Source organism: Corallococcus sp. Z5C101001 (assembly GCF_007352635.1).
In the GTDB taxonomy this organism is placed as follows: domain Bacteria; phylum Myxococcota; class Myxococcia; order Myxococcales; family Myxococcaceae; genus Corallococcus; species Corallococcus silvisoli.
Genome location: NZ_VKLU01000019.1, coordinates 74,053 through 100,700, shown reverse-complemented (window position 1 = coordinate 100,700; position 26,648 = coordinate 74,053). Strand labels below are relative to the sequence as shown.

Below are 26,648 nucleotides of genomic sequence, written 5' to 3'. Positions count from 1 at the left end.
GTCGATGTCCGGCGCCGTCTCCACCTTCCTCGTGTCGCTGTCCGCCATCTTCTTCGTGGTGGACCCCATTGGCGTCGTGCCGCTGTTCCTGGCGATGACGGCGGGGGACTCGAAGCAGCAGATCCGCAGCACCGCGCTCCGCGCCTGCCTGGTGGCGTGCGGCCTGATGCTGTTCTTCGCCCTCTTCGGCCGCGTCATCTTCCAGGTGTTCGCGGTGTCGCTGGGCGCCTTCCGCGTCGCGGGCGGCATCCTGCTGCTGATCACGGCCCTGGACATGCTGCGCGCGCGGCCGTCCTCCACGCGCACCAGCCCCACCGAGGAAGAAGAAGGCGTGGTGAAGGAGGACGTGGCCATCGTCCCGCTGGCCATCCCCCTGCTGGCGGGGCCGGGCGCCATCGCGACCGCCATGGTGCTGATGGCGCGCTCGGGGCCGTCCTTCGTGTCCGCCCTGCCGGTGGTGGCCGCCGTGGTGCTCACCTTCGGGGCCAGCTACTTCATCCTCAACGCGTCCAGCCTGGTGCAGCGGGTGCTGCGTCAGTCCGGCGTCGCCATCCTGGAGCGCGTGTCCGGCCTCATCCTGGCCGCCATCGCCGTGCAGTTCATCGCCGACGGGGCGAAGGACCTGCTCAAATAGCGTCCGCGCCCGCCACCCACACCGCGCCGTCCCTGCGCACGGTGCCCTGGGGCCGGCTGTCCATGCTGAGGTGCTCCGGGCTGGAGCGCTGGGCGTCGTACGCGTAGCCGCCCTGGACCGCCTGCAGGTACACCACCACCGCGTCCACCACGTTCTCCTGCACGACCTTGAACGAGGCGTCCGCGCACTGCGTGTCGCCAGTGAAGAAGCGCTCCAGCGAGGCCTCCTCCGGATGGCGCATGTAGACGACGACGGGGGCCTTCGCCTCCTTGCCTTCCGCGACGAACTCCTGGATGGCCCGCGCTGGCCCGGGCTGGCGCATCAACGCCTGGACGAGCGTGCACTTCTCGTCCTCCGCCTCCACGCGCTCCGCGTACGGCACCGTGTGCACGCAGCCCACCGTGCCCACGAGGCCCAGGGCCGCCACGGCGAGCGCCCACCGGATGCCAGGAGTTCCCACCATGTGTCACCTCATGGCTTTCGCCAGCGAGGGGCGAAGGGCGCGTTCGTCAGGGACGGGTCCTCCACCGCGATGATGTATTCCGCGCGACGGTTGGCCGCCTCCGCCGTCTCGTCCGGCGTGGGCACCGCCAGGGACTGTTCTCCGAACCCCTCGTAGAAGACTGGTACCTTCAGCCCGCGTTGGCGGAAGTACGACGCGATGCTCTTCGCCCGCTTGAGTGACAGCTCGCGGTTGTCGTCCGACTTTCCCACCGTGTCGGTGTGCCCAAGCACGTACAGCCGCAGCGACGCCCAGCGGCCATACTTATTCAACGCGTCCGCGATGCTCTTGTAGCTGGCGTCCAGCTTGCCCTTCTCCGCCGGGGGGACGTCCGAGCGCCCGGATGCGAAGCCCACCTCCTCGTGCGGGATGTCCACCTGCCAGGGGTAGAGGTCCACGCCGGTGTAGAAGTCGGAGGTGTCGTAGGCGCGCAGGCGGATGCGCATCACCTGGCCCTCCGCCGGCAGCCACTTCACCTCCAGGGGCGTGCCCGCGGGCGCGCCCTTGAAGTCCACGTCGCCCGCGAAGGCCGTCTTGCCGGTGTCCATCAACACCGTCACCTCCGTCTTCGCGGCCGGGCGGGACAGCGTGAAGCGCAGCGTGCGCCCCGCCACGTCCACGTCCTCGCGGCGCACCTCCAGCTTCAGCGGGCCGTACAGCTCCGTGTCGAAGGCGAGCGGCATGGCGCCCGGCTCCGCGCCGTCCGGGAAGCGCACCGTGAGCTCGCCCTCGTAGTGGAACTTCCCCTCCGGCTGCTCCAGGGGGAGGCGCCGGGTGACGCCCGGCTTGCCGCCCCCCTTGAGCTCCACCGCCTTGCCGTCGCTGCGCTTGAGCTTCACCTCGAAGCCGGTGATGGGCTCCTCGATGTGGATGACGAGCGCGGGCAGGCCCTCGCCCAGCGCCGCGCGGCCCTCCAGCGACACCCGGATGGCCTCCGCGAAGACAGGCAGCGGCAGGCCCAGCAGGACCACGAGAGGTACGATTCGAACGGACATGCGGCGTCAGCCTCGGCGTCGCGGGGGAGGTGGGAAGGCAACTCCAGCCCGGGGAAACGGATTCCCGGAGCCTAGCGCACGCCCACCAGGGTGATGCCTCGCGCGGCGGCCCCGGCGAAGAGGGCGGGTGCGTCCAGCAGCACCGTGCGCCCTACCTCCAGCGCCAGCACCCGGGCGCCCACCTCCGCCATGACCTCCAGCGTACGAGGGCCCACGGCGGGCAGGTCGAAGCGCAGGTCCTGCTCCGGCTTGCAGCGCTTCACCACCACCGCGCCGGGCCCGCCCAGCCGGCCGCCCCGGCGGATGGTCTCGTCGGTGCCCTCCACGGCCTCCAGCGCGAGCACGTGGCCGTCGCGCACCACCACCGTCTGGCCCACGTCCGCCTGGCCCAGGAGCACGGCCACCTCGCGGCCCAGGGCCACGTCCTTCTCCTGCGCGGACTTGAGCGCGGGGCCCGCCAGGTGCCCCTCGGGGCAGAGCACCTCGCCCAGGAAGTCCGTGGGCGCGATGATGGTGATGCCGCGCGCCTCGAAGTCCGCGGCCACCGCGCGCAGGAGCGCGTCGTCCCGGAAGCTGCGCAGGCGCGAGATGATGCGCACCGCGCCCAGGTCCGGCCGGGCTTCGGTGAGCGCCCGCACGCGGCCGATGCCGCCCGCCATGGCCGCGCGGGTGACGCCCGCCTGGAGGAAGACCTTCTGGATGCGGGCCACCTGCCCCACGCGCACCCAGGAGAAGTGGCCCACCTCCTGCTCCAGGGCCGGGTCCGTCTCCCCTCGGTGCGCGGCGACCACCACCTCCAGGCCCCGTGCCCGGGCGGCCCGCGCGAAGAGGAAGGGAAGCTGGCCGTTGCCCGCGATGAGCCCGATGCGCTCCACCCGTTCCACTCCGTTCCCGCGAAAGGGGTGCGCCTAGCGCGTCACGCCGCGCTTGCTCTGCTCCACGAACCGCACCAGGTGCTCCACTTCCGGGTGGCTGGCCAGCTCCCCGCGAAGCTGCGCGAGCGCGTCCTGGAGCCCCAGCTTGGAGCGGAAGAGGATGCGGTAGGCCTCCTTGACGCGGCCAATCTGCTCCTCGGTGAAGCCGCCGCGCTCCAGGCCCACGGTGTTGAGGCCCACGAGCGTGGCCCGGTCCCCCTGCACCGTGCAGTACGGGGGCACGTCCATGGTGACCATGGAGCCGCCGGAGATGAACGCGTAGCGCCCCAGCCGGGTGAACTGGTGCACCGCGACGAGGCCCGAGATCTTCACGGCGTCCTCCACCACCACGTGGCCCGCGAGCGCGGCCCCGTTGGCGAGGAGGATTTCGTTGCCCATGACGCAGTCATGCGCGACGTGGCTGTTGGCCAGCAGCAGGTTGCGGTGGCCCAGGCGCGTGGCCCCACCGCCCGCGGCCGTGCCCAGGTTCACCGTGACGAACTCGCGAATCTGGTTGTCGTCGCCGATGACGAGCTCGGTGTCCTCGCCCGCGTACTTCAAGTCCTGGGGCGCCGCGCCCACCGAGCAGAACTGGAAGAGGTGGTTGCGCTCCCCGAGCGTCGTGCGACCTTCGATGACGACGTGAGGCCCGATGCGCGAGCCCGCGCCAATGACAACCTGGGGCCCGATGACCGAGAACGGCCCCACCTCGACGGTGTCGTGGAGGCGGGCCCCCGGATGGACGACCGCGGTGGGATGAACCTGCGCCATGTCCTTCTCTCCTCAGCAGCGCGTGCGCCGTGGTTACGGCGCCGCGCCCTCGTCGCCCTTGGCGGCCTTGTTCTTGTCCACCACCGTGGCGAGGAACTCGCCCTCCGCCACCTTGGCGCCATCCACCGACGCCAGGCCCTTCGTCTTCCAGATGGCGCCCTTGTGGCGGATGACCTCGATGTCCAGTTGGAGCCGATCCCCGGGCACCACCGGCTTGCGGAAGCGCGCGTTGTCCACGCCCATCAGGTACGTCACCAGCCGCGACGGGTCCATGTTCTCCGTCTTGTACGCGAGGATGGCGGTGGCCTGCGCGAGCGCTTCCAGGATGAGCACGCCCGGCATCACCGGGTGCCCCGGGAAGTGGCCGTTGAAGAAGGGCTCGTTGATGGTGACGTTCTTGTACGCCGTGAGCTTCTGGCCCGGCACGATTTCCACCACCCGGTCCACCAGGAGGAACGGGTAGCGGTGCGGGAGCAGCGCCTGGATCTCGCCAATGTCCATCATCCGCCCTTCTCCTTCTCCAACGTCTCCACCCTCTTGCGAAGGGCGCGCACTTCCTTGAGCAGGTCCGCCAGCTGGCCCGACGCGGCGCTGGCGCGCAGCCAGTCCTTGTGGGGGATGGCCGGACTGCCGCTGACGACCTGACCGTCCGGGACATCGTGGGCGACGCCGGACTGCGCGCCCACCTTGGCCAGGTCTCCCACGCGGATATGGCCCACCACGCCCACCTGCCCCGCGAGCACCACGCCGGTGCCCACCTCCGCCGAACCCGACACGCCCGCCTGCGCGCAGATGAGCGACAGCGGGCCCACGCGCACGTTGTGGGCGATCTGCACGAGGTTGTCGAGCTTCGTTCCCTTCCCCACCACCGTTTCACCCACCGTCGCGCGGTCGATGCAGGTGCAAGCACCCACCTCCACGTCGTCCTCGATGCGGACGATGCCCACCTGGGGAATCTTGAAGTGGACGGGCCCGTCCTCCGCCTCCGCGTCGAAGGCGAAGCCGAAGCCGTCCGCGCCCACCACCGACGAGGCGTGGAGGATGACGCGCGAGCCCACCACGCACCGCTCCCGCACCGTGGCGTGGGGGTAGAGCACGCAGTCGTCGCCCACGCGCGCGTCCTCGCCCACGTAGGCCCCGGGGTGCAGCACCGTGCGGGCTCCCACGCGGGCGCCCTGCTCCACCACCGCCCCGGCGCGCACGCACGCCTCCGGGTGCACCGTGGCCTCCGGGTGGACGTGGGCGGACGGATGGATGCCCGCCGCCGGACGGACGGACGGGTGGAACAGCGCGAGGAGCTTCGCGTAGGCGAGGTGCGGGTTGTTCACCCGCACCAGCGCCAGCCCGTCGCGGGCCGGCGCGTCCATGCCCACCAGCACCGCCGAGGCCCGGGTGGCCTCGAACTGCCGGCGGTAGCGGGGGTTGCCGTAGAACGACACCTCCCCCGGGGCGGCTTCCTCCAGGCCATTCAGGCCGTGGACGAGCAGGCCGGGGTCGCCGAGGAGCTCACCCCGGACGTGGGCGGCGATGTCCCCCAGCCGGTGCGCGTTGGATGCGGAGGGCACGGGGGCGTCCAACGCCTACTTCTTGACCGGGGCGTCCTTGGCCACCGGCGCGGGCTTCTTGGCGTTGTTGTAGTTGCGGACCACTTCGTTGGAGATGTCGTACTGGGCCAGCGCGAAGACGATGCCGGAGTCGCGCTTGTCCAGCACGAAGCCCAGGCCGTCCCGCTCCGCGATGCTGGCGATGACCTGGTCGATGCGGCTGATGATGGGCTCCATCTCCTGGCGCTCCTTGTTGGCCGCCTCGGCGCGGCTGCGCTCGTACTTCTGCGCCAGCTCCATCACCTTCTTCTGGAGCTCGGTGGCCTTCTGGGTGCGGGTGGCCTCGCTCATCGCGCTGGCCTGCTTGTCCAGGACCTCCTTCTCCTTGCGCAGCGTCTCCTGCTCCTTGTCGATCTCCTTCTGACGGTCCTCCAGCCACTTCTGGAGACGGGCCTTGGCGGCCTTGCCGTCATCCACCTCCAGCAGCACGCGCTGCAGGTCGACGTAGGCCACCTTGAGGTCGGCGGCCGAAGCGGCAACCGGGAGGGCGAGCGACAGGACAGCGGCGGCAACCGCCAGGGTGCTTCGAAGCGACATGGGTTACGGCTCCTCGGAAAAGGTGCTGCAGGCTCCGACGTCCACCCGCCCGGCCTGTTCACTCCCGCCCTCGGGAGGCGGAAGTGGGGCCGGGAGGGCCTTGGGGGCGATGCCTATCAGAAGAAGTTACCGATCGTGAACTCGAACAGGATGGGGTCGTCCGACGGCCGCTTGGTCAGCGGGATGCCCCACTCGAAGCGCAGGGGCCCGATGGGCGAGAACCAGCGGAAGCCGAAGCCCGCCGAGTGGAAGAGGCCCAGGGGCAGCTTGTCCTGGCGGTCCTGGAAGAACTTCTCGTTTGAGCCGAAGGCATTTCCCGCGTCGTAGAAGAGCACGCCGCGGAGGCCGGCCTTCTCGAAGATGGGGAACTCCAGCTCGAAGTTGAAGATGAGCTGCTTGTTGCCGCCCACCCGGAACTCGGTGACGTTGGCGTCCGGGTTGTCCGCGCGCGGCACCAGCAGCGTGGGGCTGATGCTGCGCAGGTAGTAGCCGCGGATCGTGTTGATACCGCCCACGTAGTACAGCTCGCTGATGGGCAGCGGCTTGCTGGAGTCCAGCTGCTGCACGTAGCCCAAGGTGGCGTTCGTCTTGAAGACGAAGCCCAGCGGCATGGGGAAGTACATGCGCGAGTAGGCGGTGTACCGGTTGAAGAGGAACGTGCCGCCCAGGAACGAGGGCGCCGTCTCCACCGAGCCGTAGTGGATGAAGCCCTTGGACGGGAAGAGGCGGTTGTTGCGCCGGTCGAAGGACACCGACAGGCGCAGCGCGCTGGTGACGCCGGACTGGAACTGGTTGGCGAGCAGCACCGCGCCAATGCCCTGCCCCGCGGTCACGTTCACGTACTCGCGCGTGTACCCGATGGTGGCCAGCACGTCGTCCACCAGCTGGCGGCCCAGGGAGACGGTGCCGCCCGTGGAGTTGCGGATGAAGCCTTCGTAGTCCGCCTGGACGCGGAAGAACTCCGCGGACAGCAGGTAGTTCGTGTCCAGGAAGTACGGATCGTAGAAAGACAGCTGCACCAGGGAGCGCAGGCCCGAGATCTGCGCGGACGCGGACACGCTCTGGCCCCAGCCGAGGAAGTTGTTCTGCGACACCTGGGCCGTGAAGATGAAGTTCTCCACGTTGGAGAAGCCCAGGCCCACCTGGAAGGTGCCGGTGGCCTTCTCCTTCACCTCCACCTGCAACACGATGGCGTTGTCGGAGCTGCCCGGGTGCTGGGTGATTTCGACCGTCTCGAAGAAGCCCAGCGCGGTGACGCGCTCGCGGCTGCGCTTGACGCCGGTGCCGTTGTAGAGCTCGCCCTCGTAGACGCGCAGCTCGCGGCGGATGACCTTGTCGCGGGTCTTCGAGTTGCCGACGATGTCGATGCGCTCGATGTTGACGAGCGGGCCCTTCTGGATGTCGAAGGTCAGGTCCACCGTCCGCGTCTCCGCGTTGACGGAGGTGACGGGGTTGATGTTGGCGTACGCATACCCCTTGTCGAAGTACACGTCGGAGATGGCGGTGATGTCCTCGGAGAGCTGGCCGCGGTTGAAGCGCTCCTTGGCGTGCGACTTCATCAGCTTGAGCAGCTCCTCCGGAGGCCGCTCCAGGTCGCCCGCGAAGTCGATCTTCCCGATGTCGTAGGACTCACCCTCGGTGATGTGCAGGGTGATGTAGATGTCGCGCTTGTCCGCGGACAGCTGCACGGTGGGCTTGTCCACGCGCACGTTGATGAAGCCGCGGTCGTAGTAGGCGATCTGGATGACGGCGAGGTCGCGCTGGAAGGCCTCCTCGCGGTAGGTGCCCTCGCCGGTGAAGAAGGACAGGAAGCCGCCCTCACGGGTGATCATCACCGCCTTGAGGTCATCCGCGGACACCTTCTCCGCGCCCTGAAGGGTGATCTGCTTCACCATCACCTTCGAGTGCTCGTTGATGACGTAGACGACGTTGACCGCGGCGCCCTGCTCCACCGGGTCCAGGCGGTACGTCACCTCCGCGAGGAAGTAGCCCTTCTCGACGTACTTATCCTGGATCTTCTTCTGGGTGGCGCGGACGGCCTCGATGTCGAGGATGGTGCCGGCCTTGAGATCCAGCTGCTCCTTCAGGTCCTCCGCGCTGAGCTCCTCGTTGCCCTGCAGTTGCACGGCGCGGATGGTGGGGCGCTCGGTGACGCGCACCACATAGGCGATGCCGTTGGCCAGCCGCTGGACGAGCAGCTGCACGTCCGAGAAGTAGCCCAGGGCCCAGATGGCGCGGAGGTCCTCCGCGGAGCGGTTGCCGGTGAGCGAGTCCCCGACCTTGGTGCGCAGGGCGCGGCGGATGGCCTCCGCCTCCACGCGGCGGTTGCCCTCGATGCGGACCTCCACCACGCGGTCCGCGGGGGACACGTTCGCGTCCTCGTCGTCCGCGGGCGTGGCGAGCGGGACGTCTCCGCTCGTGGCCGGGCCGCCGTCCGAACCGGTGACGGGGGTGGCGGCAGGGGTGGGCGAAGGGACAACGGCGGGGGAGCCCGCGTCCACATCCAATTGGGCGTGGGCAGGGCCGGGCCAGAGCGCCCACAGGGCGACCGCCAGCAGCGGGAGCAATGACTTGCGCAGAACGGTGAGCCTCAAGTGCAGTCCGGCCAGGAAAAGGCGGGGCAATCTACGGGATGGGGCAAGGGCCCCTCAATCCAAAAGCGAGCGGCCATCAGGCCTCCGACACCTGCCCGCCGGCCAGTCTCAGGCGGCGGGGCATGGAGCGAGCAAGCGTCTCGTTGTGCGTCACGACGACCGCGGTGATGCCCAGGTCCCGGTTGACGTCCCGGAGCAGCTGGTGAATGCCCTCACCCGTCGTGGGGTCCAGGTTGCCGGTGGGCTCGTCCGCGAGCAACACCGCGGGCTTGAGCACCAGCGCGCGCGCCAGGGCCACGCGCTGGGCCTCGCCGCCGGACAGCTCCCCGGGGCGGTGATCCACGCGGCTGCCCAGGCCCACGCGCTCCAGGAGTTCGCGGGCATAGGTGTACGCCCCCCCGCGCTCCTTGCGCTGGATGAGGGCGGGCATGGCCACGTTCTCCAGCGCGGTGAACTCCGGCAGCAGGTAGTGGCTCTGGAAGACGAAGCCGATGGTGCGGTTTCGGAACTCGGCGATCTCCGCGTCGTTCATGGAGAAGACGGACCGCCCGTCGAAGAGGACTTCACCCGCGGCGGGAGCATCCAGCGTGCCCAGCACGTGCAGGAAGGTGCTCTTGCCCGCGCCGGACGCGCCAATCATGGAGACGAGCTCTCCGGACTGGATGTCCAGCGACACGCCGCGCAGCACGTCGATGCGCTTGCCGTGCAGGAAGTAGCTCTTGAAGACGTTGCGAATGGACAACAGCGCCATGGCTACTCCGCCTTCAGACCTTCCACCGGTTCCACGCTGCTCGCCTTGAGGGCCGGGTAGATGGACGCCAGGTAGGTGACGAGCACCGCGATGACCACCGCCAGCGCCGTCTGCACCGGTTCGATGCGCACCGGCAGCGCGGGGATGTAATACACCTCCGGGTCCAGCTTGATGCCCACCTTCTCGATGAAGATGCACCACGCGAGGCCCGAGAGCAGGCCCAGGAAGCCGCCGGCCACGCCAATCTGGAGCCCTTCGGCGAGGAAGATCTTCACGATGCCGCCATCGGGGACACCGAGCGCCTTGAGGACGGAGATCTCCTTGCGCTTCTCCAGCACCAGCATGATGACCGTGGCGACGATGAGGCCCGCGGCGACGATGATGATGATGGACAGGATGATGCCCATCACCAGCTTCTCCAGGCGCAGCGCGGAGAAGAGGTTCTTGTTCATCTCTCCCCAGTCGCGCGCGCGGTACGGATAGCCGCCCAGCACGCGCACCACCTGGTTGGCGATGCGGCGCGCGTCGTCGATGTCCGCCACCTTCAGTTCGATGCCGGTGGCGCCCTTCACCGCGAAGAAGTCCTGCGCTTCCTTGAGCAGGATGTAGACGAACTTGGAGTCGTACTCGTACATGCCCGAGTAGAAGACGCCCGCCACCCGGAACGCCCGGCTCTTGGGGATGGGGCCCGAGGGGCTCAGCTCCGTGCCGAGCGGCGAGACGACGTTCACCCGGTCCCCGACCACCACGCGCAAGGAAGCGGCCAGCTCCCGGCCGATGATGATGCCCGGGAGCACCGGGGCCTTCGTCGGCCTGGACGCCTTGCCGATGATGGGGTCCTCCTCCTGTGCCCCCTTGCCCTCGCGATCCTCCACGGCGCTGCTGGGGAGGATCGCGGATGGCTTCTCCAGGTGGCCCAGGTCGCCGCCGGGCAGGATGTTCTCAGGCAGGTCCGTCACCGAGCCGACCGACTTCGGGTCGATGCCCTTGATGATGACGCCGTCGACGTTGCCCTCCGACGCGATCATCACCTGGTTGATGATGAAGGGCGTCTGGCCCACCACGCCAGGCACGCGCTTCACCTGCTCCATCACCTTCTCGTAGTCCGGCAGGTCGCCCGCGTACCGGGACACCACCGCGTGCGCGTTGGTGCCGAGGATCTTCTTCTGGAGGTCGGCCTCGAAGCCGCTCATCACGCTGAGCACGATGATGAGCGCCATCACGCCCACGCCCACGCCGCCCACCGACAGCGCGGTCATCATCATGGTGGGGGACTGCTCATGCAGCTTCATCCGGTGCTGCGCGGACGCGGCGGCGAGCGGATCCGCCAGGCCCAGGGACTTGACCCGCGTGCGCTCCACCGCGGACTCCGCCCCGCGGATGATGAAGTAGACGATGAGCGGCGGGATGATTCCGAACATCAGCACCGCGAGCGCGCCCAGGAGCAGCGACGGGCGGAACACCGCCACGTGCCGGCGCGCCACGAAGAGCTCGAAGCCCAGGCGCAGGTCCACCCGGCCGCTGCCCGCCGCGATGAAGCCCGTGTTGATGCCCAGGACCAACGCCAGCACCAGCGCGGCGAAGACGAGCCAGTACGCCAGCTCCGGCCGGCCGATGAGCCCCGCGACGTACGTCACCTCCCGCAGCCGGTAGCCCAGCGCCAGCTGCAGGCTCGGCACGCGCTCCATCAGCGACAGGAGGATGGGCACCGGCAGGCCCAGGTAGAACACGCCGATGGTGGCTTCCGGGAAGGACAGCCGCTGGGCCCGCGAGGCGCCCACGAAGCCCGACGCGAACGCCACGCCCATGCCGATGACGAGCGCGATGGCGAAGGCGATGGTGGGAGGCAGCGACAGGCCCCCGCCCGCCTCCCGCGCCGCGCCGCCCAGGTCGGACGGCACGCCGCTGGAGAGCACCGTCTGGAGCAGCAGCATGGCCAGCTCGGCCAGCAGGATGCCGCCGCCGTAGGCGCCCAGGGTGCTCCAGTAGAAGTCCCGGTAGCGCGCCAGGCGCGGATACAGGGGGGCACCCGCGGCGGGGCTGGGCCCTTCCGGGGAGGCCGGCGCGCGGCGGATGCCCGCGGCCATCAGGCTCCAGCCGGCCAGCCAGACGAGCGTCCCGGCCACCAGCATCCGGGGCCCGGCGACGGCCCCCGCCGGGTTGGCGCCCAGGGCGAGCACCCCGGCTTCGAGGGTATGGACGAGCCCGCCCCACCCCACGAAGGACAACCCCAGGGCGCCGGCCACCTCGGCCCACGCCTCGGATTCGGAGATGGCCACGCCCAGGAGGGCGGCTCCCACGAGAGCCACGAGGGCACCGGCCCAGAGGAAGGGCCAGCGATAGTCTGTCTGCCGTTCGGCGGGGTGCACGAGGCCTCGTGGCTACTTCGACAGCGGCTTGAGGAGAGGGAAGAGAATCACGTCGCGAATGCTGGCCGCGTCCGTGAACAACATGGCGACGCGATCAATCCCGATGCCTTCACCGGCCGTGGGCGGCATGCCCTGTTCCAGCGCGCGGATGTAGTCCTCGTCGTAGTCCATCGTCTCCTCCTGGCCCCGCTGCTTCGCGTCCAGCTGGGCCTGGAAGCGGCCCTTCTGGTCCAGGGGGTCGTTCAGCTCGGAGAAGGCGTTGGCGATCTCCCGGCCCGCGACGAAGAGCTCGAACCGGTCCGTGATTTCCGGGTTCTGGTCGTTGCGGCGGGCGAGCGGGGAGACCGCGGTGGGATATTGGGTGATGAAGGTGGGATGGATGATCGTGTGCTCGACGTGGGCCTCGAAGAGGCCTCCGACCAGCTCGCCGTGATTCATGGCGTCCACGGCGCGGCGCTCCGACTCCGAGTGGACCGTCTTGAGCAGCTCGTGCCGCAGCCGGTCCGGATCCGCCATGTCCTTGTCGGACAGGCCGGGGACGGTCTCGCGGATGGCCTCCACCATGGGGATGCGCTTCCACCCCTTGCCGAAGTCCACGGTGTGCTCGCCGTACTTCACCTTGGAGTCGCCGGTGACGTGGCGGGAGGCCTCGGAGAGCATCTCTTCGGTGAGGTCCATCAGGTCCTCGTACGTGGCGTACGCCTGATAGAACTCCAGCATCGTGAACTCCGGGTTGTGCCGGGTGCTGATGCCCTCGTTGCGGAAGTTGCGGTTGATTTCGTAGACGCGCTCCATGCCGCCCACCACGAGCCGCTTCAGGTAGAGCTCGGGCGCGATGCGCATGAAGAGGTCGATGTCGTACGTGTTGTGGTGCGTGACGAACGGCCGCGCCGCCGCGCCCGTCACCAGCGGGTGCATCATCGGGGTCTCGACCTCGACGAAGTCCCGCCCGTCGAGGAAGCTCCGGATGAACTTCACCAGCTTGCTGCGCTTGAGGAAGACCTGCTTCACGTCCGGGTTGGAGATGAGGTCCAGGTAGCGCTGGCGGTAGCGGATCTCCACGTCCGTCAGGCCGTGCCACTTCTCCGGCATGGGGCGCAGGGACTTGGTGAGCGGCACGAACTTCGTGGCGGACAGGGACAGCTCCCCCGTCTTGCTGCGGAAGACGGGGCCCTGCACCGCGACGAAGTCGCCCAGGTCCACCTGCTTGAAGACCTCATAGAGGTCCCCCAGCGCGTCCTTCTTCACATGCGCCTGGATCTCTCCGGAGCGGTCGCGCAGCTTGATGAAGGCGGCCTTGCCGAACGAGCGCATGGCCACGATGCGGCCGGCGACGTCGTAGACGGGGGCGTCCTTCTCCAGGTCCTCGGTGGAGTGCTGGGCGTGGGTGGCCAGGATCTCCGCCGCCTGGTGCTTGGGGGCGTAGCCGTTGCCATAGGGGTTGAAGCCGGCCTCGCGCCACTTGCCGGCCTTGTCCAACCGCTGCTGGTAGATCTCCTGCTCCTTGGAGCCGAGATCCGCCGCTTCGCCGCTCTTCTCACCTGGGGGGGTCTTGTTTTCGGTCTCGGCCATGACGCGCTCTCGTGAAAGGCGCGGCACGCTAGCCAAGCGGCCCCCGGTACGCAACGCATCAGGGAGGCGTGTTTCCGACGGAGGTTGCCTCCCCAGAGGGTGACGGAGCGGCGGGAGACGTCAGGAAGACATCAAAAGAAACGCGGCCACCGCCGCGGCCAGGAGCAGCGGGATGAGCACTTCCACCGGGAAGCGGTGGTGGGCATGGGCCAGGTGCAGCCCCCGCAGACCGAAGCGGCGCTGACGGCGCACGCGGCCCGCGATCAGCGACGCGAGCGCGGGCGGGGCCTTTTCCCGCTCCACGGTGCGCACGCGTTCCACGGTGCGTGCGTACTGGTCCCACCCCTGGCGGCACTCCTCGCAGCCGTCCAGGTGGCTGCGGACCGCCTGCTCCTGGGGGGCCGGCAGCGCTTCGTCGACGAGCGCCAGGAACAGCGCCTTCGTCTGGAGATGATCCAATCGCGGTTCCACGTCCGTTCCCCTTCGCCCCAGGCCGTTCATGGTTCGAACCGCCCCAGCAGGTCCGCCAGCTTCTCGCGCGCCCGGTGGAGCCGACTCTTCACGGTTCCCTCGGGCAGCTCGGTGATGTCGACAATCTCGTCGTAGCTCAAGCCCTCGATGTCGCGCAGCGCCACCAGCATGCGCGCATCGGGCTCCAGTTGGGAAATGGCCCGCTGCACCCGGGCCCGCTCGCGCGCCGCGTCCAGGGCGGCGTCCGGCTGCGGGGGCGCGCCTCCTCCTTCCGCGATGGCGGCGGCGCTCGCCTCGTCGTACACGTCCGAGCGGCCCCGCCCCCGGCGCTGGAGGTACTTCAGCCGGTTGAGGCAGTGGTTCTTGGAGATGCGGAACAGCCAGGTGGACAGCCGCGCGTCCTCGCGGAAGCGCCGGACGTTCTGGTGCACGCTGACGAAGATCTCCTGCACCAGGTCGTGGGCCTCCTCGCGGTCGCCCAGCATGCGGAAGCAGAAGTCATAGAGGCGGTCCTGGTGCTCGCGGACCAGCGACTCGAAGGCCTCCGGGTCACCGCGCCGCAGCCGGGAGACCAGCGCCTGCTCCTCGCGGCGCACGTCCGGGGCGGCCTCGGAGGCCAGGGCCTGCTGTCCAACATCGAGCACTCCGCCCGGTGACACCGTGCCTCCCGCCCGTGTGGGCCCGGCCGCATCCTACCGCACGCCCCTGCCCCGCCCCCTGACACCGGCCTCCGGGAAAAGGTTCCCCGAAACGAAAAACCCCTCCCCGGCCTTCGCCAGGGAGGGGTGGAGCGCCGGAAGCCCTTGGGGTGCTCCTCAGTCCGCGGAGGCGTTGCGGTTCGGGTTCTTCACGCCCAGGAGCTGCGCGGTGACGAACTCGTCCAGGTCGCCGTCCAGCACCTTGTCCACGTTGCCCGTCTCCACGCCGGTGCGCAGGTCCTTGACCATGCGGTACGGCGCCAGCACGTAGCTGCGGATCTGCGAACCGAAGGAGATGTCCTTCTTCGCCGCCTCCGCCGCGTCGCGCTCGGCCTCGCGCTTCTTCATCTCCAGCTCGTAGAGGCGGCCTCGCAGGATCTTGAAGGCCATGTCCTTGTTGGCCGACTGCGAGCGCTCCGTCTGGCAGGTGATGATGATGCCCGTGGGCAGGTGGCGCAGCTGCGCCGTGGACGACGTCTTGTTGACCTTCTGTCCGCCCGCGCCACCGCCGCGGATGAACTTCAGTTCGATGTCCTTCTCCGGCAGGTCGATCTGGATGCTGTCGTCGACCTCCGGGTACACGTCCACGGACGCGAAGGCCGTCTGCCGGCGCGCGTTGGCGTCGAAGGGGCTGATGCGCACGAGCCGGTGCACGCCCACCTCCGCCTTCAGGTAGCCGTAGGCGTTCTCGCCCTCGATGCGCAGCGAGACGTTCTTGAAGCCCGCCTCTTCGCCGGGCACCTCGTCGCTGAGCTCGACCTTCCAGCCCTTCGTCTCACCGTAGCGCGAGTACATGCGCAGCAGCATGGCGGCCCAGTCCATGGAGTCCGTGCCGCCAGCGCCCGCGTTGATGTCCATGAAGCAGTTGCTGCGGTCCTGCGGGCCGGAGAGCATCCGCGCCAGCTCCAGCTTCGCGACCTCCGCCTCCAGCGACGCGAGCGAACCCTCCGCCTCCTGCGCGCTCGCCTCGTCGTTCATCTCCGCCGCCAGCTCCAGCAGCGTCTGCGCGTCGTCCAGCCCGCGCATCGTCTTGTCGAAGGCGCCCACGCTGGCCTCCAGCGTGGACTTCTCCTTCAGGAGCCCCTGGGCCTTGGTGTTGTCGTCCCAGAAGTTGGGCTGCGTGGAGTCACGTTCAATCAGCGCGATGCGGGACCGCTTGCGGTCGAGGTCAAAGATGCCCCCGGAGCGCGTTGAGGCGCTCCTTCAGGGCCTGGATCTTCTCCATCGAATCGTTCGCCATGGTGTTCGTCCTTCGTGTGTCGGGAGGTTTGAGGAAGTCGGGGGGCGTTCAGGAAGCCTTGAGCGATGACACCGGCGCGTCCTGACGGGGCGGCGGGCGGGCCGTACCTGTCACGCGGGCTCGGAGCTGGTCCAGCCAGAAGGCGCCGGCCATGCCCAGGGAGATGGGCAGGATGAGGGCGATGCAGCGCCAGTTGTCCTGGTCGAACCAGGGCAGCACCTTCAGCACCAGGCCCAGCGCGCCGGTGGCCGCGAGGCAGGCCCACACCCACTTGAGCCGCGCCCGCGCCTTCGCGCTGTTCCACGTCAGGCGGATGCCGTACGGCACGGCCAGGAGCGTCAGCGGGTTGGCGAGGAAGAGGTTCTCGTTGTGGTGGGTCACCACGTGGTTCGTGCCCACCCACATGACGACGAGCGCCAGCCCCGGGATGCCCAGCACCAGGCCGACCACCGCGTTCTCCAGGCCCAGGAGGATGCGCGCCGCGCGGCTGCCCTTGCGCTCCCAGGCGGCGAGCCCCAGCGCGCTTGTGCCCAGGAGCACGCCCAGGGCGAGGATCCACGGGCCGAACTTCGGCGGCTCCGCGGGGGGGCGTGGGCGCGACGACGCGAAGTAGTCCCACTGCTTCTCGACCAGGGGCACGGGCTGCCCGTCCGGCCCCGGCACCTTCAGCTCCGCGACCTGCTGCTCCAGCTCGTCCGGGAGGAAGGCCTCCTCGCGGCGGGTGATGGGCTTGTCGATGGAGTCGTTCATCATGAAGTCGAGCAGGAAGCTCATCGGCGGGCTCACCGCGGTGTAGCGCCGCGTGTGCTCGCGCAGCGTCATGCGCGCCGGGGCCTTCTCCGCCTGGGAGAGCTGGCCGCCCACCGCCGTGTCGATCATGTCGCGCAGCCGCGTCACGCAGTTGTCGCTGTAGTGCTCGTAGAGGTAGTCGCGGTTCTCCGGCAGCACGTTGTCCGCCAGCTTCTTCGCCACCGTCACGCGCTGCTCCGGCGTGAGGTTCAGCTCCTGCACGCGCACGTCGCGGCCCAGCGACTTGTAGAAGCGGAAGGTGCCGTTGACGCTCGACTCGCCCACCCAGAACTCCAGGCGGCCCTTGGCGAAGTGCACCACCGTCTGGTCGTCGAACGAATACATCCCGTAGTTGTAGAGGCGCTGCATCTGCCGGGCGCGGTCCTCCACCACCAGCGAGCCGTGGCCCCACCACGAGAAGACGTCGTCGCCAGGGCTGAACGTCACCAGCCAGATGGACAGGTCCTCGCCCCGGCTCTCGCCCGTGCCCCACGGCGGCACGGACGCGGCGCGCGCGGGGGACGAGAGCAGCAGGAGCCCCAGGAGGGCGGAGACAATCAGGGACGGCAGGCGGAGCATCATTCCATCCAACACGCGGAAGGCGGGCGCCGACTACCTATCACGCGCGGCCCCTGACTCAACGGCGGGGCCGGAAGGGTGTCGACCACCCGGGGGTGGGCCCGGGGCCCCGGCAGGCCCCCGGTCAGGGTCCTCAGATGAGCTTGGCCCGGCGGGCGCGCGAGTCGATGGTCAGCGAATCCGCCACCATCCCGCGCTCCCCCAGCAGCTGCTCCTCCAGGGCGGCCATGCGCTTCGCGTCGCGCGGCTTCTCATGGTCGTGCCCCAGCAGGTGCAGCAGCCCGTGCGCGAGGTAGCGGCCCATCTCCGACTCCAGCGTGCGGCCGTACTCCTTCGCCTGCCGCTTCGCCGTGTCCAGGGAGATGACCACGTCGCCCAGCGGGCGCGGGCCCGGCGTCCCCTTGGGCTGGTCCCCCGCGGGGAAGGACAGCACGTCCGTGGCCTTGTCCTTCTGGCGCCAGGTGCGGTTGAGCCGGCGGATGGCCCGGTCCCCCACGAGCGACAGCGACAGCTCGCAGCCGGTGAGCCCCAGGCGCTTCAGGTAGTCGCGGCCCCAGGTGGTCAAGAGGCGCTCGTAGTCCGCGCCCTGCCCGTGCGCCACCTGCACCGTCACCTGGTTGTCCGCCGCCTTCGGCTTCACCTGCGGCTTCTCGATGTGCGCCAGTTCCACGCGGAACGCCGGCGCGCAGATGGACCAGTAGTCGCACGCGCCCTGGCTGTCGTTGCGGTACACGACCCGCTTGCCGCGCGGCACCAGGCCCACCTCGCCCGCGCTGATGCGCTCGCGCTTGCCGTCCACGACGAGGGTCAGCTCGCCCGTGAGGACGAGCACCACCTCGTCGAACTCCGGCGTCTGCGCGGGTTCGCTCCAGCCCGGAGGCGCCCGCATGCGCGCCACCGACGCGGACTCCGTCTGCGTGCTGGCGACGCCGACGAACTCCTCGATGCGCTTGCCGTCGTCGCGCGGAATCACCTTGCCCTTGCGCAGCTTCACGCCCTCCACCTTGCGGCTCATGACATGCCCGCCGTTCTCGCCTTCGTGTCCTTCGAGTCCTTGGCGTCCGTCTTCGCCGGGGCCGGCGCCATCATCAGCGGCGACCCCGCCTTGCCCCCGCCCATCGCGCCCGCCGGGTAGACGGGACGCGTGTGGTAGATGCCCTCCAGCGTGTGCAGGAAGGACTGGGCGATGAGGTTCAGGTCCTTGAGCGTCAGGTCGCACTCGTCGAGCTGGCCCTCGGAGAAGATGATGTTGATGATCTTCTGCACCTGCGCCTGGAGCTTCGCGCTGGTCGGGTCCGGCATGGAGCGCGTGGAGGCCTCCACCGCGTCGGCGATCATCACCAGCGCCGCCTCGCGGAACTGCGGCTTGGGGCCCGGGTAGCGGTAGATGCTCTCGTCGATGGGGGGCGCGCCTTCCTTGCCCTCCTGCTCCTTCAGGGCCTTGTGGAAGAAGAAGCCCACCGTGCGGGTGCCGTGGTGCTGCGGGATGGCGTCCGCCACCAGCTTGGGCAGGCGGTACTGCCGCGCCATCTCCAGGCCTTCCGTCACGTGGCGCTTGATGATGACCGCGCTCATCGCGGGCGCCAGGCCGTCATGCCGGTTCTCTCCCTTCTGGTTCTCCCCGAAGTAGAGCGGATTCCGGCCCTTGCCGATGTCGTGGTAGTACGCGCACGAGCGCGCCAGGAGCGGGTTCGCGCCGATGGTCTCCGCCGCGTTCTCCACCAGCGTCCCGATGATGATGGAGTGGTGGTACGTGCCGGGCGCCTGGACGATGAGCTCCTTGAGCGCCGGGTGGTTCAGGTTCGCCAGCTCCAGCAGCTTGATGTCCGACGCGTAGCCGAACGTGGCCTCGATGAGCGGCGTCAGCGCCATCACCATCACCGGGACGGCCAGCGCGGTGCCGAAGAACGCGCACACCCCGGTGACGAGCGTGTCGCCCGCCAGGCCCTTGCCCTCCACGAGGAACAGGAACAGCACCGCGATGAGGTTGGCGACGCCGGTGACGAGCCCCGCGCGGAAGATGCCGACGCGGTCCTTCGCCTTCACGATGCGGTCCGCCGCCACCAGCGAGCCCACCAGCGTGTAGATGCCGAACGCCAGCGAGTTGCCCAGCATCACCCCCGCGAGGCACGCGAACACCATGGCGAAGAAGAGCGCCAGCTCCTGCGCGAGGATGAAGCGCACCAGCATGGCGCCGGCCGCCACCGGGAAGGCGTAATAGAACGCCTCGATGGGCAGCGCCGTGTACCGGTCCTGCACCGCGTCCGCGATGGACACCCAGACCTGGAGCAGGCCCAGCAGGCCCACCAGCAGGAGGCCCAACAGGACACCGTCCTTGCGCGTGGGGCGGAAGCGGCGGAAGGCCGCGCGGCAGAAGCCGTAGAACGACACCACCAGCAGGGCCACGAGCCCCGTGCCGCCCACCTGGAGCTGGAGCAGGTCCAGGCGGTCCGTCTGCGCGCGCATCCCGCGCAGCACCACCAGGTGCGTTTCGTTGACGAGCTCCCCGTCGCCGATGACGCGCTGGCCCTTCTTGATGGCGATGACGGCGTCCTTCACCGCGTCGCCCGCGAGCCGGCGGCGCAGGTCCGTCTCCGCGATGTTGATGGTCAGGCTGGGGCGCACCAGCCGCTTGGCGATGCGCAGCACCGCGCGGCGCTGCACCGCCGGGGCCTCCGGCAGCACGTTGCCGGGCACGGAGGCGAAGCGGTCCAGCTCCTGGTGCGCTTCACGGATGTCCACCACCTGCACGGCCCCCGCGGGCAGCGTCTCCTCGTTCTTGCGCTGCACGTCGCGCACGGTGAGGCCCTGGGGGGCCTCGCGCACCAGCTCGTCGCGGGAGCCGGCCACGTACACCTGGCCCCGGTCCGCGCGGTAGGCGCGGTCCAACAGCACCAGGGTGGCGGCCTCCGCCTCCTCGGAGAACCCGTTGGCGACGAGCGCCTGGAAGTCCTCGCCCTCCAGCCCCGCGTCCCGCTGGCCGAAGAGCTGCTCCTGGAACTGCGCCTGCATCTCCTCGCGGTCGCGGCGCTGGCGCTCCAGGGCCTCCGGCGTGGGGATGGCGGGGCGGCGGCGCTTGCCCTGTCCTTCCTCAAGCGGGGCCTCCTCCGCGCGGGCCTCCTTCTCCTCCTCCAGGCGGTCTCGCGCGGTGGAGTAGGCGGCGCGCACGGACGCGCGCAGGGTGCCCACCACCGCGGGGTTGAGGTCGTACACCGGGCGGACGGCGCTCCGGGCCTCGCGGCGGCGCTGCTCCGTCATCGCCTGGTGGACGATGTCGTAGTCGCGCGCGGCCTTGAAGCCCGCGGGTGAGTTGGCCCGGAAGGGCTTGCCCACGTGCTCCTCGGTGAGCGCGGGGATCTGCTGGCTGTAGAGGCCCGGGGAGATGACGAAGCCCGCGCCCACCGACACCACCAGCAACAGCAGGCCCTGCACGACGCGCCGGCCCCAATCCCCGCCGCGCCCCAGCCCCAGGCGGACCGCGAGCGCGTCCAGCGGACTGGGCCCGGGGGTCGGTGATTCAGGATCGGCCATGGGGGAACTCCTCACCCTGCGAAGACGTCGAGGCTCCCTACAAGGAAGCAGGGACGGGGAAAATTCGTGAGGGTGGGACAGCCGCCGCCCGGACGCCAGTTCGCTCTGCGAAAAATGCAGGTAAGCCAACAGGCCGGGATGTGGGCCATCGAGCGACTCCACCCCCGTCCCGGCGTGAGCCTGGGAGCGGGGGTGGTGGGTGGAACGTCACGCCTGGGAGCCGTCCGTCTGCGGGGCCGCGGGGGCCGAGGCCTCCGGAGCCAGGGCGGACTCGCGGGCGGCCTGGGCCTCTTTCTGGGCGGACTCGGAGCGCTCGTAGGCGCGGATGACCTCTTGCACCAGGGGGTGGCGCACGACGTCCACGTCGGAGAACTCCGAGAAGTGGATGCCTTCGATGTTCTTCAGCACGGTGCGCGCGTGGTTCAGGCCGGACAGCTTGCCCGTGGGCAGGTCCACCTGGGTGACGTCGCCCGTGATGACCGCCTTGCTGTTGTAGCCCAGGCGGGTGAGGAACATCTTCATCTGCTCCACGGTGGTGTTCTGCGCCTCGTCGAGGATGACGAAGGCGTCGTTGAGGGTGCGGCCGCGCATGAACGCGAGCGGCGCCACCTCCACCACCCCCTGCTCCACCAGGTGCTGGGCGCGCTCCACGGCCATCATGTCGTGCAGCGCGTCGTAGAGCGGGCGCAGGTAGGGGTTCACCTTCTCCGCCAGGTCGCCCGGGAGGAAGCCGAGCTTCTCACCGGCCTCCACGGCGGGGCGCGCCAGGATGATGCGCTTGACCTTGCGCTCCTGGAGGAAGGCGACCGCCATGGCCATGGCCAGGTACGTCTTGCCGGTGCCGGCGGGACCCACGCCGAAGACGATGTCGTGGGCGCGGATGGCGTCCACGTAGCGCTTCTGCGCGATGCTCTTGGGGGCGATCTGCCGGTTGCCGGAGCTCTTGAGGACCGTGCCGAGCATGACCTCCTGCAGCGACTCCGGGCCGCGGCCCAGGACCTTGATGGCCTGCTCCACGTCCTCGCGGTAGACGGTGCGGCCGGCGCGGATCATCCCTTCCAGGTTCTCCACGAGGCGCACGGCGAAGGCGACGGCGTCCGCGGGGCCCGACAGGAGCAGCTCCGTACCGCGCTGCCCCACCCGGACGCCCAGGCGCCGCTCCATCAGCTTGAGGTTCTCGTTCTGGTTTCCGCACAGGGCCTGGGTCGTCTCGTTGTCACGGACGTCCACCTTGGCGGAGGTGGGAGTGGATTCAGCGCGAGCAGCGGGCACTTCCAGCGTGGCGGGGTTTCGCAATGCGCGTGGTTCCTCGTTCAGTGGTCGCTCGCCGACAACGTAACGCCGCCCTCCCCCCCATGCCCGCCAACCCTCCGGTGCGAGCCTGCCCGCTGGCTAGCGCACGGGCGGGAGGAGGATGAACTGTCGAGCGGCCGTGCGGCGGTAATAGTACTCCTCCCGCCACGGGTAACGCAGTTCCTCTTGCGTCAACAATCCGGCATCCACCAGTGCATCCAGGCGTTCCGGCAGGGTTCCCTTCTCCAACTGGAATACCTCCAGGGCGGCCTCGATGCGGACGCGCTGCGCGTGGGCAATCTGACGCTGGGCGGCGGGATCGCCCAACCGGGAGGCACCTGACTCCGGTCCCCGCCCCTCGACCCAGCGGGAGGCGATGAAGGCGAGCCCCGCGATGACCGCCATGGTGACGGCGATCCGCCCCAGGGGGCCCGCCACCCGGGCGACGAGGCGGCTGTCGTCGGGGAGGGGGGCGCGACCTTCCGGGTCGATGGCGCGCACGTAGTCGCCCTTGACCAGGGTGTAGAGCGCCTTGCAGGTCTCGAACTCCCCCAGGCCGCAGAGGTCCACCATCCGGCGCAGGTCGCGCCCCACGGCGATCTCCTCGTAGACGTGGCGCTCGGACGGCCCGATGACGCCCAGCTCCCCGCCCTCGTCGGCGTGGGCGCGGGGCGGAGGGAGCGCCTTGACGCGCTCGAAGGTCATGTCGTCGCGGTGGATGCGCTTGCGGATGACGGGCCACTCGTCCACCATCCGGAAGCCCTCCATCAGCACCGTCTCCGCGCGCAGCGGGGTGATGCCTTCGGGGCCGGGCTCCACGGGCTCCTGGATGAACTCGTAGGTGCCCGCCTTCCAGGTGAAGAGGCGGTAGAGCGTCTCCGTCACCTGGAGTTGGGCCATCTGCTGGAAGCGCTCGGCGGTGAGGGCGTGGCTCTGCACGAGCACGTCGCCCAGCCGCTTGAGGGTGCGCTTCTGGACCTCCAGCGCGGCCTCCAGCTGGGTCTCCGTGATGATCTCCGCGCGCACCAGCATGGCGCCGATGAGCTCCTTGCGCTTCCGGGTGAGGCTCTCGGCCTTGATGATGTGGCCGTCCTGGAAGCCGACGCGCACCTCCTGGTCCTTGTTGCGCAGGTGGAGCGTGCCCGTCTTCTGCTGCTGACCGATGAGCTGCAGGATGTCGCCGATGCCGAAATCCTTGAGGGTCCCCTTGAGGGCCATGGCTCAGGCCTCCCCCCGCTGGTGGCGGCGCAGGCCGCGCAGCGTCAGCAGGTAGACGAAGAAGAGCATGGCGCCCGCGGGCACCAGCTTGAGGTACAGCGGCGCATCCCCGTAGGGAGTGCGGACCAGGCCCCGGTGGAGCACCAGCGCGGCCACCGCGAAGCTGAACACGAAGGCATAGAGGGCCCCGCGCACCGGCAGGCCCGTGCCCACGTGGCCGGCCCCGGACACCAGCCCGCCCAGCGCGTACGTCACCCGCTTCGTCCACGCCTGGTGGCGCTCCACCTCCAGTTGCTTGCGCGAGCGGAACTCCTTGGGCACCTGGCTCTTGCGCGCGTAGACGTGCACGCACTGGCCGCACATCGCGCTGCCCACGCCCAGGTCCTTGTCGCAGCGCTGGCAGACGGCGTGGCCGCAGCGCTCGCAGCCTCGGGAGGCCTTCATGCGCCAGGCGGCCTCGCCCCACAGCGCGACCAGGGCCGCGAGCACCGCCGTGAGCCCCCAGCCCACCGGGCCCTGCGGCATGCCGCCCAGCAGCCAGCGGCCCACCTGGGCCTCCACGCGCGCGCCCTCCTGCGCGTCATCCGCCAGCGCCATCCAGTCCCGCTCCGGCACCTGGGGGGACAGCAGCAGGAGGTTGAGCAGCGGGCGGTCCTCCGGAGGAGGCGAGCGCGCGATGAGCGAGCCATCCAGGGACTGCGCGGTGGCGACGGCGGAGGTGGACCGGTCCAGTTCCGGACCCAGCTGATCATCTGGCAGCAGCCGGGCCCGCCGCCGGTACACCTGCCCCAGATTGTAGTGCGGCGCCGCCATCGACGGGTCGGCCTTGGAGGCCTGGGTGTAGAGGAGCACCGCGCCGTCCACGTCGCCCAGGCCCAGCAGCGCGTTGCCGAAGCGGGTGAGCATCCGCGCATCGCCCTCGCGCAGCGCGGAGGCGGCCTTGAAGTCCGCCCGGGCCTCCTCCAGCAGGCCGCGACGCGACTCGTAGAAGGCGAGCGCCCCCAGCTCCTGGAAACGGGCGGTCCGGGCCCCGGCCCGCGCGCGCACCCGGGCCGCCGCGCCCTCCGCGGACAGGCCCCCGCGCTCCAGGAGGTAGACGTCCTCCGCGGGCGTGCCGGCGAAGACGGTGAAGCGCGCGAGCGCCCCCGCGGCGAGCGGCATCAGGCCCAGGCCCACGAGCAGCGCCGCCGCCACCCAGCGCTCGGCGCGGCCCACGTACAGCGCGGACACGGCGAAGAGCAGCAGCAGCTGCGGCACCAGGCCCACGCCCAGCACCGCGGGCAGCGCCAGGAGCAACAGGCCCAGCAGTCCGGACTGCCAGCGAGTCACCGCATGGGGGAAGACGTGGTGGAAGTCATGCAGCGCGTAGCGGACCCTGCGCAGGAAGAGGACCGCCACCACCGCCACCGCCGTGGCCGCCCAGGCCGCGAGCGCCACCGCGCCCAGGTCCGTGAGCGCCGGCCGGCGGTAGCGCGCATCCTTCGCCAGCGTCACGAGCGCGTCCTTCCACTCTCCGAGCGCGCGGGAGACGTTGAGCGGATCCTCCACCACGTACATCTCCGCCCGGGCGAAGCGGGCGGCGGGCAGCCCTGGCGACAAGGACACGCCCACGTCCAGGAGCGCGAGCGCGCCCGTCAGGTCTCCGGCGCGGCGGCGGACCTCCGCCTCGCGCACGAAGCCCATGCTCAGGGGCTCCAGATCGGAAGCGAGGACCTCCTCGCGCAGCGTGAGCAGCTCCTTCTGGGCGGCCTCCGCGGAGGCGGTGTCGTTGCGCGAGCGGGCCGCCTTCCACTTCTCCCACAGGGCCAGCAGGTCCGCGTCCGTCACCTTCGGCGCCAGCACCGGGGTGAGGGCGGGGCGGGGCGCGACGACGACGGGCGGAGGCTCCGGCGCGGCGGGGGCCGCGGCCTTTGGCGGCGGGGCGATGACGCGGCGGCGGGTGTCGGGGCGGGGCCGGGGATCCGGCTCGTCGGCCTCCTCGGCGGACGAGTCGGTCTCCGGATCATCGTCCGTGGCCTGGAAGGAGCTGGGGTCCGGCTCCGGGTCCCCCAGGTAGGTCTCCTGGATGCGCGTGGGCGCGTCCTGCGTCAAGGCAGGGGCACGCGCGGGGACAAGCAGCACGAGGCTGCAACACAGGCCGAGGAACGAGCGGAGCATCCGGACGTCCGATGATAGGCGACAGCGCGGACGACACGAAATCATGGCGTGCCCGGGCCCCGTGCTACAGGAGCCCGCGGCGGCAGACTGCACGGGAGTGGATACATGGCGGCGCCTGGAAATGAGCTGGAACGGCTGGTGGAGATCATGCGGCGGCTGCGGGCCGAGGGCGGCTGCCCGTGGGACCGCGAACAGGACCTGCGCTCGCTGCGCCCCTATCTGACCGAGGAGGCATTCGAGGTCCTGGACGAGATGGACCGCGTCTCCGACGGCGGCCCCTGGCGGCCGTTGTGCGAAGAGCTGGGAGACCTGCTCTTCCAGATCGTCTTCCACGCGCAGCTGGCGGCGGAGCTGGGCGAGTTCACGATGGCGGACGTGTGCGCGGCCATCAGCGACAAGATCACCAGCCGGCACCCGCACGTCTTCGGGGATCAGCAGGTGAAGGGCGCCGAGCAGGTGCTGGCCAACTGGGCGCAGCTGAAGGCGGAGGAGCGCAAGAAGAAGACAGGGCGTGCGGGTTCGGTGTTGGACGGAGTGCCCACCGCGGCCCCCTCCCTGCTGCGCGCCGAGCGGCTCACGGAGAAGGCCAGCCGCATCGGCTTCGACTGGCCGGACCTCGCCGGGGTGCGCGGCAAGCTGGACGAGGAGCTGCGCGAGCTGGACGAGGCCATCGCGTCCGGCGGACGGGACGCCATCGAGCACGAGCTGGGGGATGTGCTGTTCTCGCTCGCGAACCTCGCCCGCTTCGTGAAGACGCCGGCGGAGGACGCGCTGCGCATGGCCACCCGCCGCTTCACCAGCCGCTTCCAGTACATCGAGGCGAAGCTGCACGAGGAGCAGGTCCCCTTCGGCGGCGCGACCCTGGATCACATGGAGCGCCACTGGCAGGCCGCGAAGGCCGTGGAGAAGGCGCTTCCCCCGCCCGCCCACCTGCCCCGCGCGGCCGTGGCCACCCTGCGCCTGGCCGTGCCGGACGTGGAGGCCCAGCGGGCCTTCTGGGACTCCATGGCCTCCTGGCTGGGCTGGACCCCCACCCGCTCCCCCGAGGGCACGGCGGCCTATACAGGCGCGGGCCTGGGGCTCGTCTTCACGCCGGGCGCCCCGGCTGGGGCCGGTGGGCCCCCGGCGGCCCTGACGCTGGAGGCCCCCTCGGAGGCGGCCGTCGCCCGGCTCCAGGGGCTGTTCCTCGCGCACCACCCCCAGCGGCTGGTGCCGGGGTCGGCCACCCCCTCCGGCTTCCAGTTCCTGGATCCCGCCGGGCTGAAGTGGGAATACGCCGCCCCGCCGGCATGATTCTTCCCGCGAGCGGCGTCGCGCCCCTTCCGGAGGCCTTCCCGGGCCCTCCGGAACCGGAAATCCTGATCGCGATCGCACGCGTGCCTTGACGCAACGGGGGCATCGCAGTAAGGACGGCCCCTCTTTTTCCTTG

22 protein-coding genes are annotated in these 26,648 nt (G+C 70.1%); 2 read left to right on the top strand and 20 right to left on the bottom strand.

The window, feature by feature from the left end; genetic code table 11:
- Positions 1-4: 4 nt before the first annotated feature.
- Positions 5-634 (top strand): MarC family protein, encoded by a 630-nt coding sequence (locus FOF48_RS33240; protein WP_143908466.1) that lies wholly within the window; start codon positions 5-7, stop codon positions 632-634.
- Here FOF48_RS33240 and FOF48_RS33235 read toward each other — a convergent pair.
- From FOF48_RS33235 to FOF48_RS33140, 20 genes are all read right to left on the bottom strand, one after another.
- A complete protein-coding gene (locus FOF48_RS33235) occupies positions 627-1,097 on the bottom strand; it encodes a hypothetical protein (RefSeq protein ID WP_143908464.1) in 471 nt (156 codons plus the stop codon). The two genes, FOF48_RS33240 and FOF48_RS33235, sit on opposite strands and share 8 nt — an antisense overlap.
- Positions 1,098-1,105: 8 nt before the next feature.
- Positions 1,106-2,131 carry an OmpA family protein gene (locus FOF48_RS33230; protein ID WP_143908462.1) on the bottom strand — a complete coding sequence of 342 codons (1,026 nt, stop codon included), beginning with the start codon at positions 2,129-2,131 and terminating at the stop codon, positions 1,106-1,108.
- A 71-nt stretch (positions 2,132-2,202) separates the two neighbouring features.
- Complete coding sequence (locus FOF48_RS33225) at positions 2,203-3,006, bottom strand: LpxI family protein (RefSeq protein WP_143908460.1); 804 nt, start codon at positions 3,004-3,006, stop codon at positions 2,203-2,205.
- Positions 3,007-3,039: 33 nt separating this feature from the next.
- The gene (gene lpxA, locus FOF48_RS33220) at positions 3,040-3,816 is read right to left on the bottom strand and encodes an acyl-ACP--UDP-N-acetylglucosamine O-acyltransferase (protein ID WP_143908458.1); all 777 of its coding nucleotides are present in this window, start codon (positions 3,814-3,816) and stop codon (positions 3,040-3,042) included.
- 33 nt (positions 3,817-3,849) lie between these two features.
- Positions 3,850-4,320, bottom strand: a complete 471-nt coding sequence (fabZ, locus tag FOF48_RS33215; RefSeq protein WP_370456618.1) for a 3-hydroxyacyl-ACP dehydratase FabZ — start codon at positions 4,318-4,320, stop codon at positions 3,850-3,852.
- Positions 4,317-5,381, bottom strand: a complete 1,065-nt coding sequence (gene lpxD, locus FOF48_RS33210) for a UDP-3-O-(3-hydroxymyristoyl)glucosamine N-acyltransferase (RefSeq protein ID WP_143908456.1) — start codon at positions 5,379-5,381, stop codon at positions 4,317-4,319. Before lpxD ends, fabZ begins: the two co-directional genes overlap by 4 nt.
- A 15-nt stretch (positions 5,382-5,396) precedes the next feature.
- A complete protein-coding gene (locus tag FOF48_RS33205; protein WP_143908454.1) occupies positions 5,397-5,957 on the bottom strand; it encodes an OmpH family outer membrane protein in 561 nt (186 codons plus the stop codon).
- 116 nt (positions 5,958-6,073) lie between these two features.
- Positions 6,074-8,551: an outer membrane protein assembly factor BamA gene (bamA, locus tag FOF48_RS33200; RefSeq protein ID WP_186002176.1), complete on the bottom strand. Its 2,478-nt coding sequence runs from the start codon at positions 8,549-8,551 to the stop codon at positions 6,074-6,076.
- Positions 8,552-8,627: 76 nt separating this feature from the next.
- The gene (locus FOF48_RS33195) at positions 8,628-9,302 is read right to left on the bottom strand and encodes an ABC transporter ATP-binding protein (RefSeq protein ID WP_143908451.1); all 675 of its coding nucleotides are present in this window, start codon (positions 9,300-9,302) and stop codon (positions 8,628-8,630) included.
- A 2-nt stretch (positions 9,303-9,304) separates the two neighbouring features.
- Positions 9,305-11,671: an ABC transporter permease gene (locus tag FOF48_RS33190; RefSeq protein WP_143908449.1), complete on the bottom strand. Its 2,367-nt coding sequence runs from the start codon at positions 11,669-11,671 to the stop codon at positions 9,305-9,307.
- A 12-nt stretch (positions 11,672-11,683) separates the two neighbouring features.
- The gene (gene lysS, locus FOF48_RS33185) at positions 11,684-13,243 is read right to left on the bottom strand and encodes a lysine--tRNA ligase (protein ID WP_143908447.1); all 1,560 of its coding nucleotides are present in this window, start codon (positions 13,241-13,243) and stop codon (positions 11,684-11,686) included.
- 120 nt (positions 13,244-13,363) lie between these two features.
- Positions 13,364-13,744: an anti-sigma factor gene (locus tag FOF48_RS33180; protein ID WP_143908445.1), complete on the bottom strand. Its 381-nt coding sequence runs from the start codon at positions 13,742-13,744 to the stop codon at positions 13,364-13,366.
- Positions 13,741-14,373: an RNA polymerase sigma factor gene (locus FOF48_RS33175; protein WP_143908443.1), complete on the bottom strand. Its 633-nt coding sequence runs from the start codon at positions 14,371-14,373 to the stop codon at positions 13,741-13,743. The genes FOF48_RS33180 and FOF48_RS33175 overlap by 4 nt, the downstream gene beginning before the upstream one ends.
- 156 nt (positions 14,374-14,529) lie before the next feature.
- A protein-coding gene (gene prfB / locus FOF48_RS33170) for a peptide chain release factor 2 (protein ID WP_235686114.1) occupies positions 14,530-15,652 on the bottom strand; the annotation gives its coding sequence in 2 pieces (ribosomal slippage) (positions 14,530-15,582 and positions 15,584-15,652; 1,122 coding nt in all).
- A gap of 48 nt (positions 15,653-15,700) precedes the next feature.
- Positions 15,701-17,020: a DUF4105 domain-containing protein gene (locus tag FOF48_RS33165; protein WP_143908501.1), complete on the bottom strand. Its 1,320-nt coding sequence runs from the start codon at positions 17,018-17,020 to the stop codon at positions 15,701-15,703.
- Between the two features lie 133 nt (positions 17,021-17,153).
- Positions 17,154-18,035 carry an rRNA maturation RNase YbeY gene (gene ybeY, locus FOF48_RS33160; protein WP_186002175.1) on the bottom strand — a complete coding sequence of 294 codons (882 nt, stop codon included), beginning with the start codon at positions 18,033-18,035 and terminating at the stop codon, positions 17,154-17,156.
- A complete protein-coding gene (locus FOF48_RS33155; RefSeq protein ID WP_143908442.1) occupies positions 18,032-20,551 on the bottom strand; it encodes an HD family phosphohydrolase in 2,520 nt (839 codons plus the stop codon). The genes ybeY and FOF48_RS33155 overlap by 4 nt, the downstream gene beginning before the upstream one ends.
- A 207-nt stretch (positions 20,552-20,758) precedes the next feature.
- Entirely contained in the window at positions 20,759-21,847 is a 1,089-nt protein-coding gene (locus tag FOF48_RS33150; RefSeq protein ID WP_143908440.1) for a PhoH family protein, read from the bottom strand.
- Positions 21,848-21,943: 96 nt separating this feature from the next.
- Complete coding sequence (locus FOF48_RS33145) at positions 21,944-23,062, bottom strand: DUF4388 domain-containing protein (protein WP_143908439.1); 1,119 nt, start codon at positions 23,060-23,062, stop codon at positions 21,944-21,946.
- Positions 23,063-23,065: 3 nt separating this feature from the next.
- Positions 23,066-25,219, bottom strand: coding sequence for a tetratricopeptide repeat protein (locus tag FOF48_RS33140; protein WP_143908437.1), 2,154 nt, complete (start codon positions 25,217-25,219; stop codon positions 23,066-23,068).
- A 105-nt stretch (positions 25,220-25,324) separates the two neighbouring features.
- Between FOF48_RS33140 and mazG the strand changes: the two genes are divergently transcribed.
- Complete coding sequence (mazG, locus tag FOF48_RS33135; RefSeq protein WP_143908435.1) at positions 25,325-26,512, top strand: nucleoside triphosphate pyrophosphohydrolase; 1,188 nt, start codon at positions 25,325-25,327, stop codon at positions 26,510-26,512.
- Positions 26,513-26,648: the final 136 nt, after the last annotated feature.

Excerpts from the sequence above, each read along its gene's own strand:
- FOF48_RS33240 (WP_143908466.1), top strand. The coding sequence starts at position 5 with ATGTCCGGCGCCGTCTCCACCTTCCTCGTGTCGCTGTCCGCCATCTTC.
- FOF48_RS33235 (WP_143908464.1), bottom strand. The coding sequence starts at position 1,097 with ATGGTGGGAACTCCTGGCATCCGGTGGGCGCTCGCCGTGGCGGCCCTG.
- FOF48_RS33230 (WP_143908462.1), bottom strand. The coding sequence starts at position 2,131 with ATGTCCGTTCGAATCGTACCTCTCGTGGTCCTGCTGGGCCTGCCGCTG.
- lpxA (WP_143908458.1), bottom strand. The coding sequence starts at position 3,816 with ATGGCGCAGGTTCATCCCACCGCGGTCGTCCATCCGGGGGCCCGCCTC.
- fabZ (WP_370456618.1), bottom strand. The coding sequence starts at position 4,320 with ATGATGGACATTGGCGAGATCCAGGCGCTGCTCCCGCACCGCTACCCG.
- FOF48_RS33205 (WP_143908454.1), bottom strand. The coding sequence starts at position 5,957 with ATGTCGCTTCGAAGCACCCTGGCGGTTGCCGCCGCTGTCCTGTCGCTC.
- FOF48_RS33195 (WP_143908451.1), bottom strand. The coding sequence starts at position 9,302 with ATGGCGCTGTTGTCCATTCGCAACGTCTTCAAGAGCTACTTCCTGCAC.
- lysS (WP_143908447.1), bottom strand. The coding sequence starts at position 13,243 with ATGGCCGAGACCGAAAACAAGACCCCCCCAGGTGAGAAGAGCGGCGAA.
- FOF48_RS33180 (WP_143908445.1), bottom strand. The coding sequence starts at position 13,744 with ATGAACGGCCTGGGGCGAAGGGGAACGGACGTGGAACCGCGATTGGAT.
- FOF48_RS33165 (WP_143908501.1), bottom strand. The coding sequence starts at position 17,020 with ATGCTCCGCCTGCCGTCCCTGATTGTCTCCGCCCTCCTGGGGCTCCTG.
- ybeY (WP_186002175.1), bottom strand. The coding sequence starts at position 18,035 with ATGAGCCGCAAGGTGGAGGGCGTGAAGCTGCGCAAGGGCAAGGTGATT.
- FOF48_RS33155 (WP_143908442.1), bottom strand. The coding sequence starts at position 20,551 with ATGGCCGATCCTGAATCACCGACCCCCGGGCCCAGTCCGCTGGACGCG.
- FOF48_RS33145 (WP_143908439.1), bottom strand. The coding sequence starts at position 23,062 with ATGGCCCTCAAGGGGACCCTCAAGGATTTCGGCATCGGCGACATCCTG.
- FOF48_RS33140 (WP_143908437.1), bottom strand. The coding sequence starts at position 25,219 with ATGCTCCGCTCGTTCCTCGGCCTGTGTTGCAGCCTCGTGCTGCTTGTC.
- mazG (WP_143908435.1), top strand. The coding sequence starts at position 25,325 with ATGGCGGCGCCTGGAAATGAGCTGGAACGGCTGGTGGAGATCATGCGG.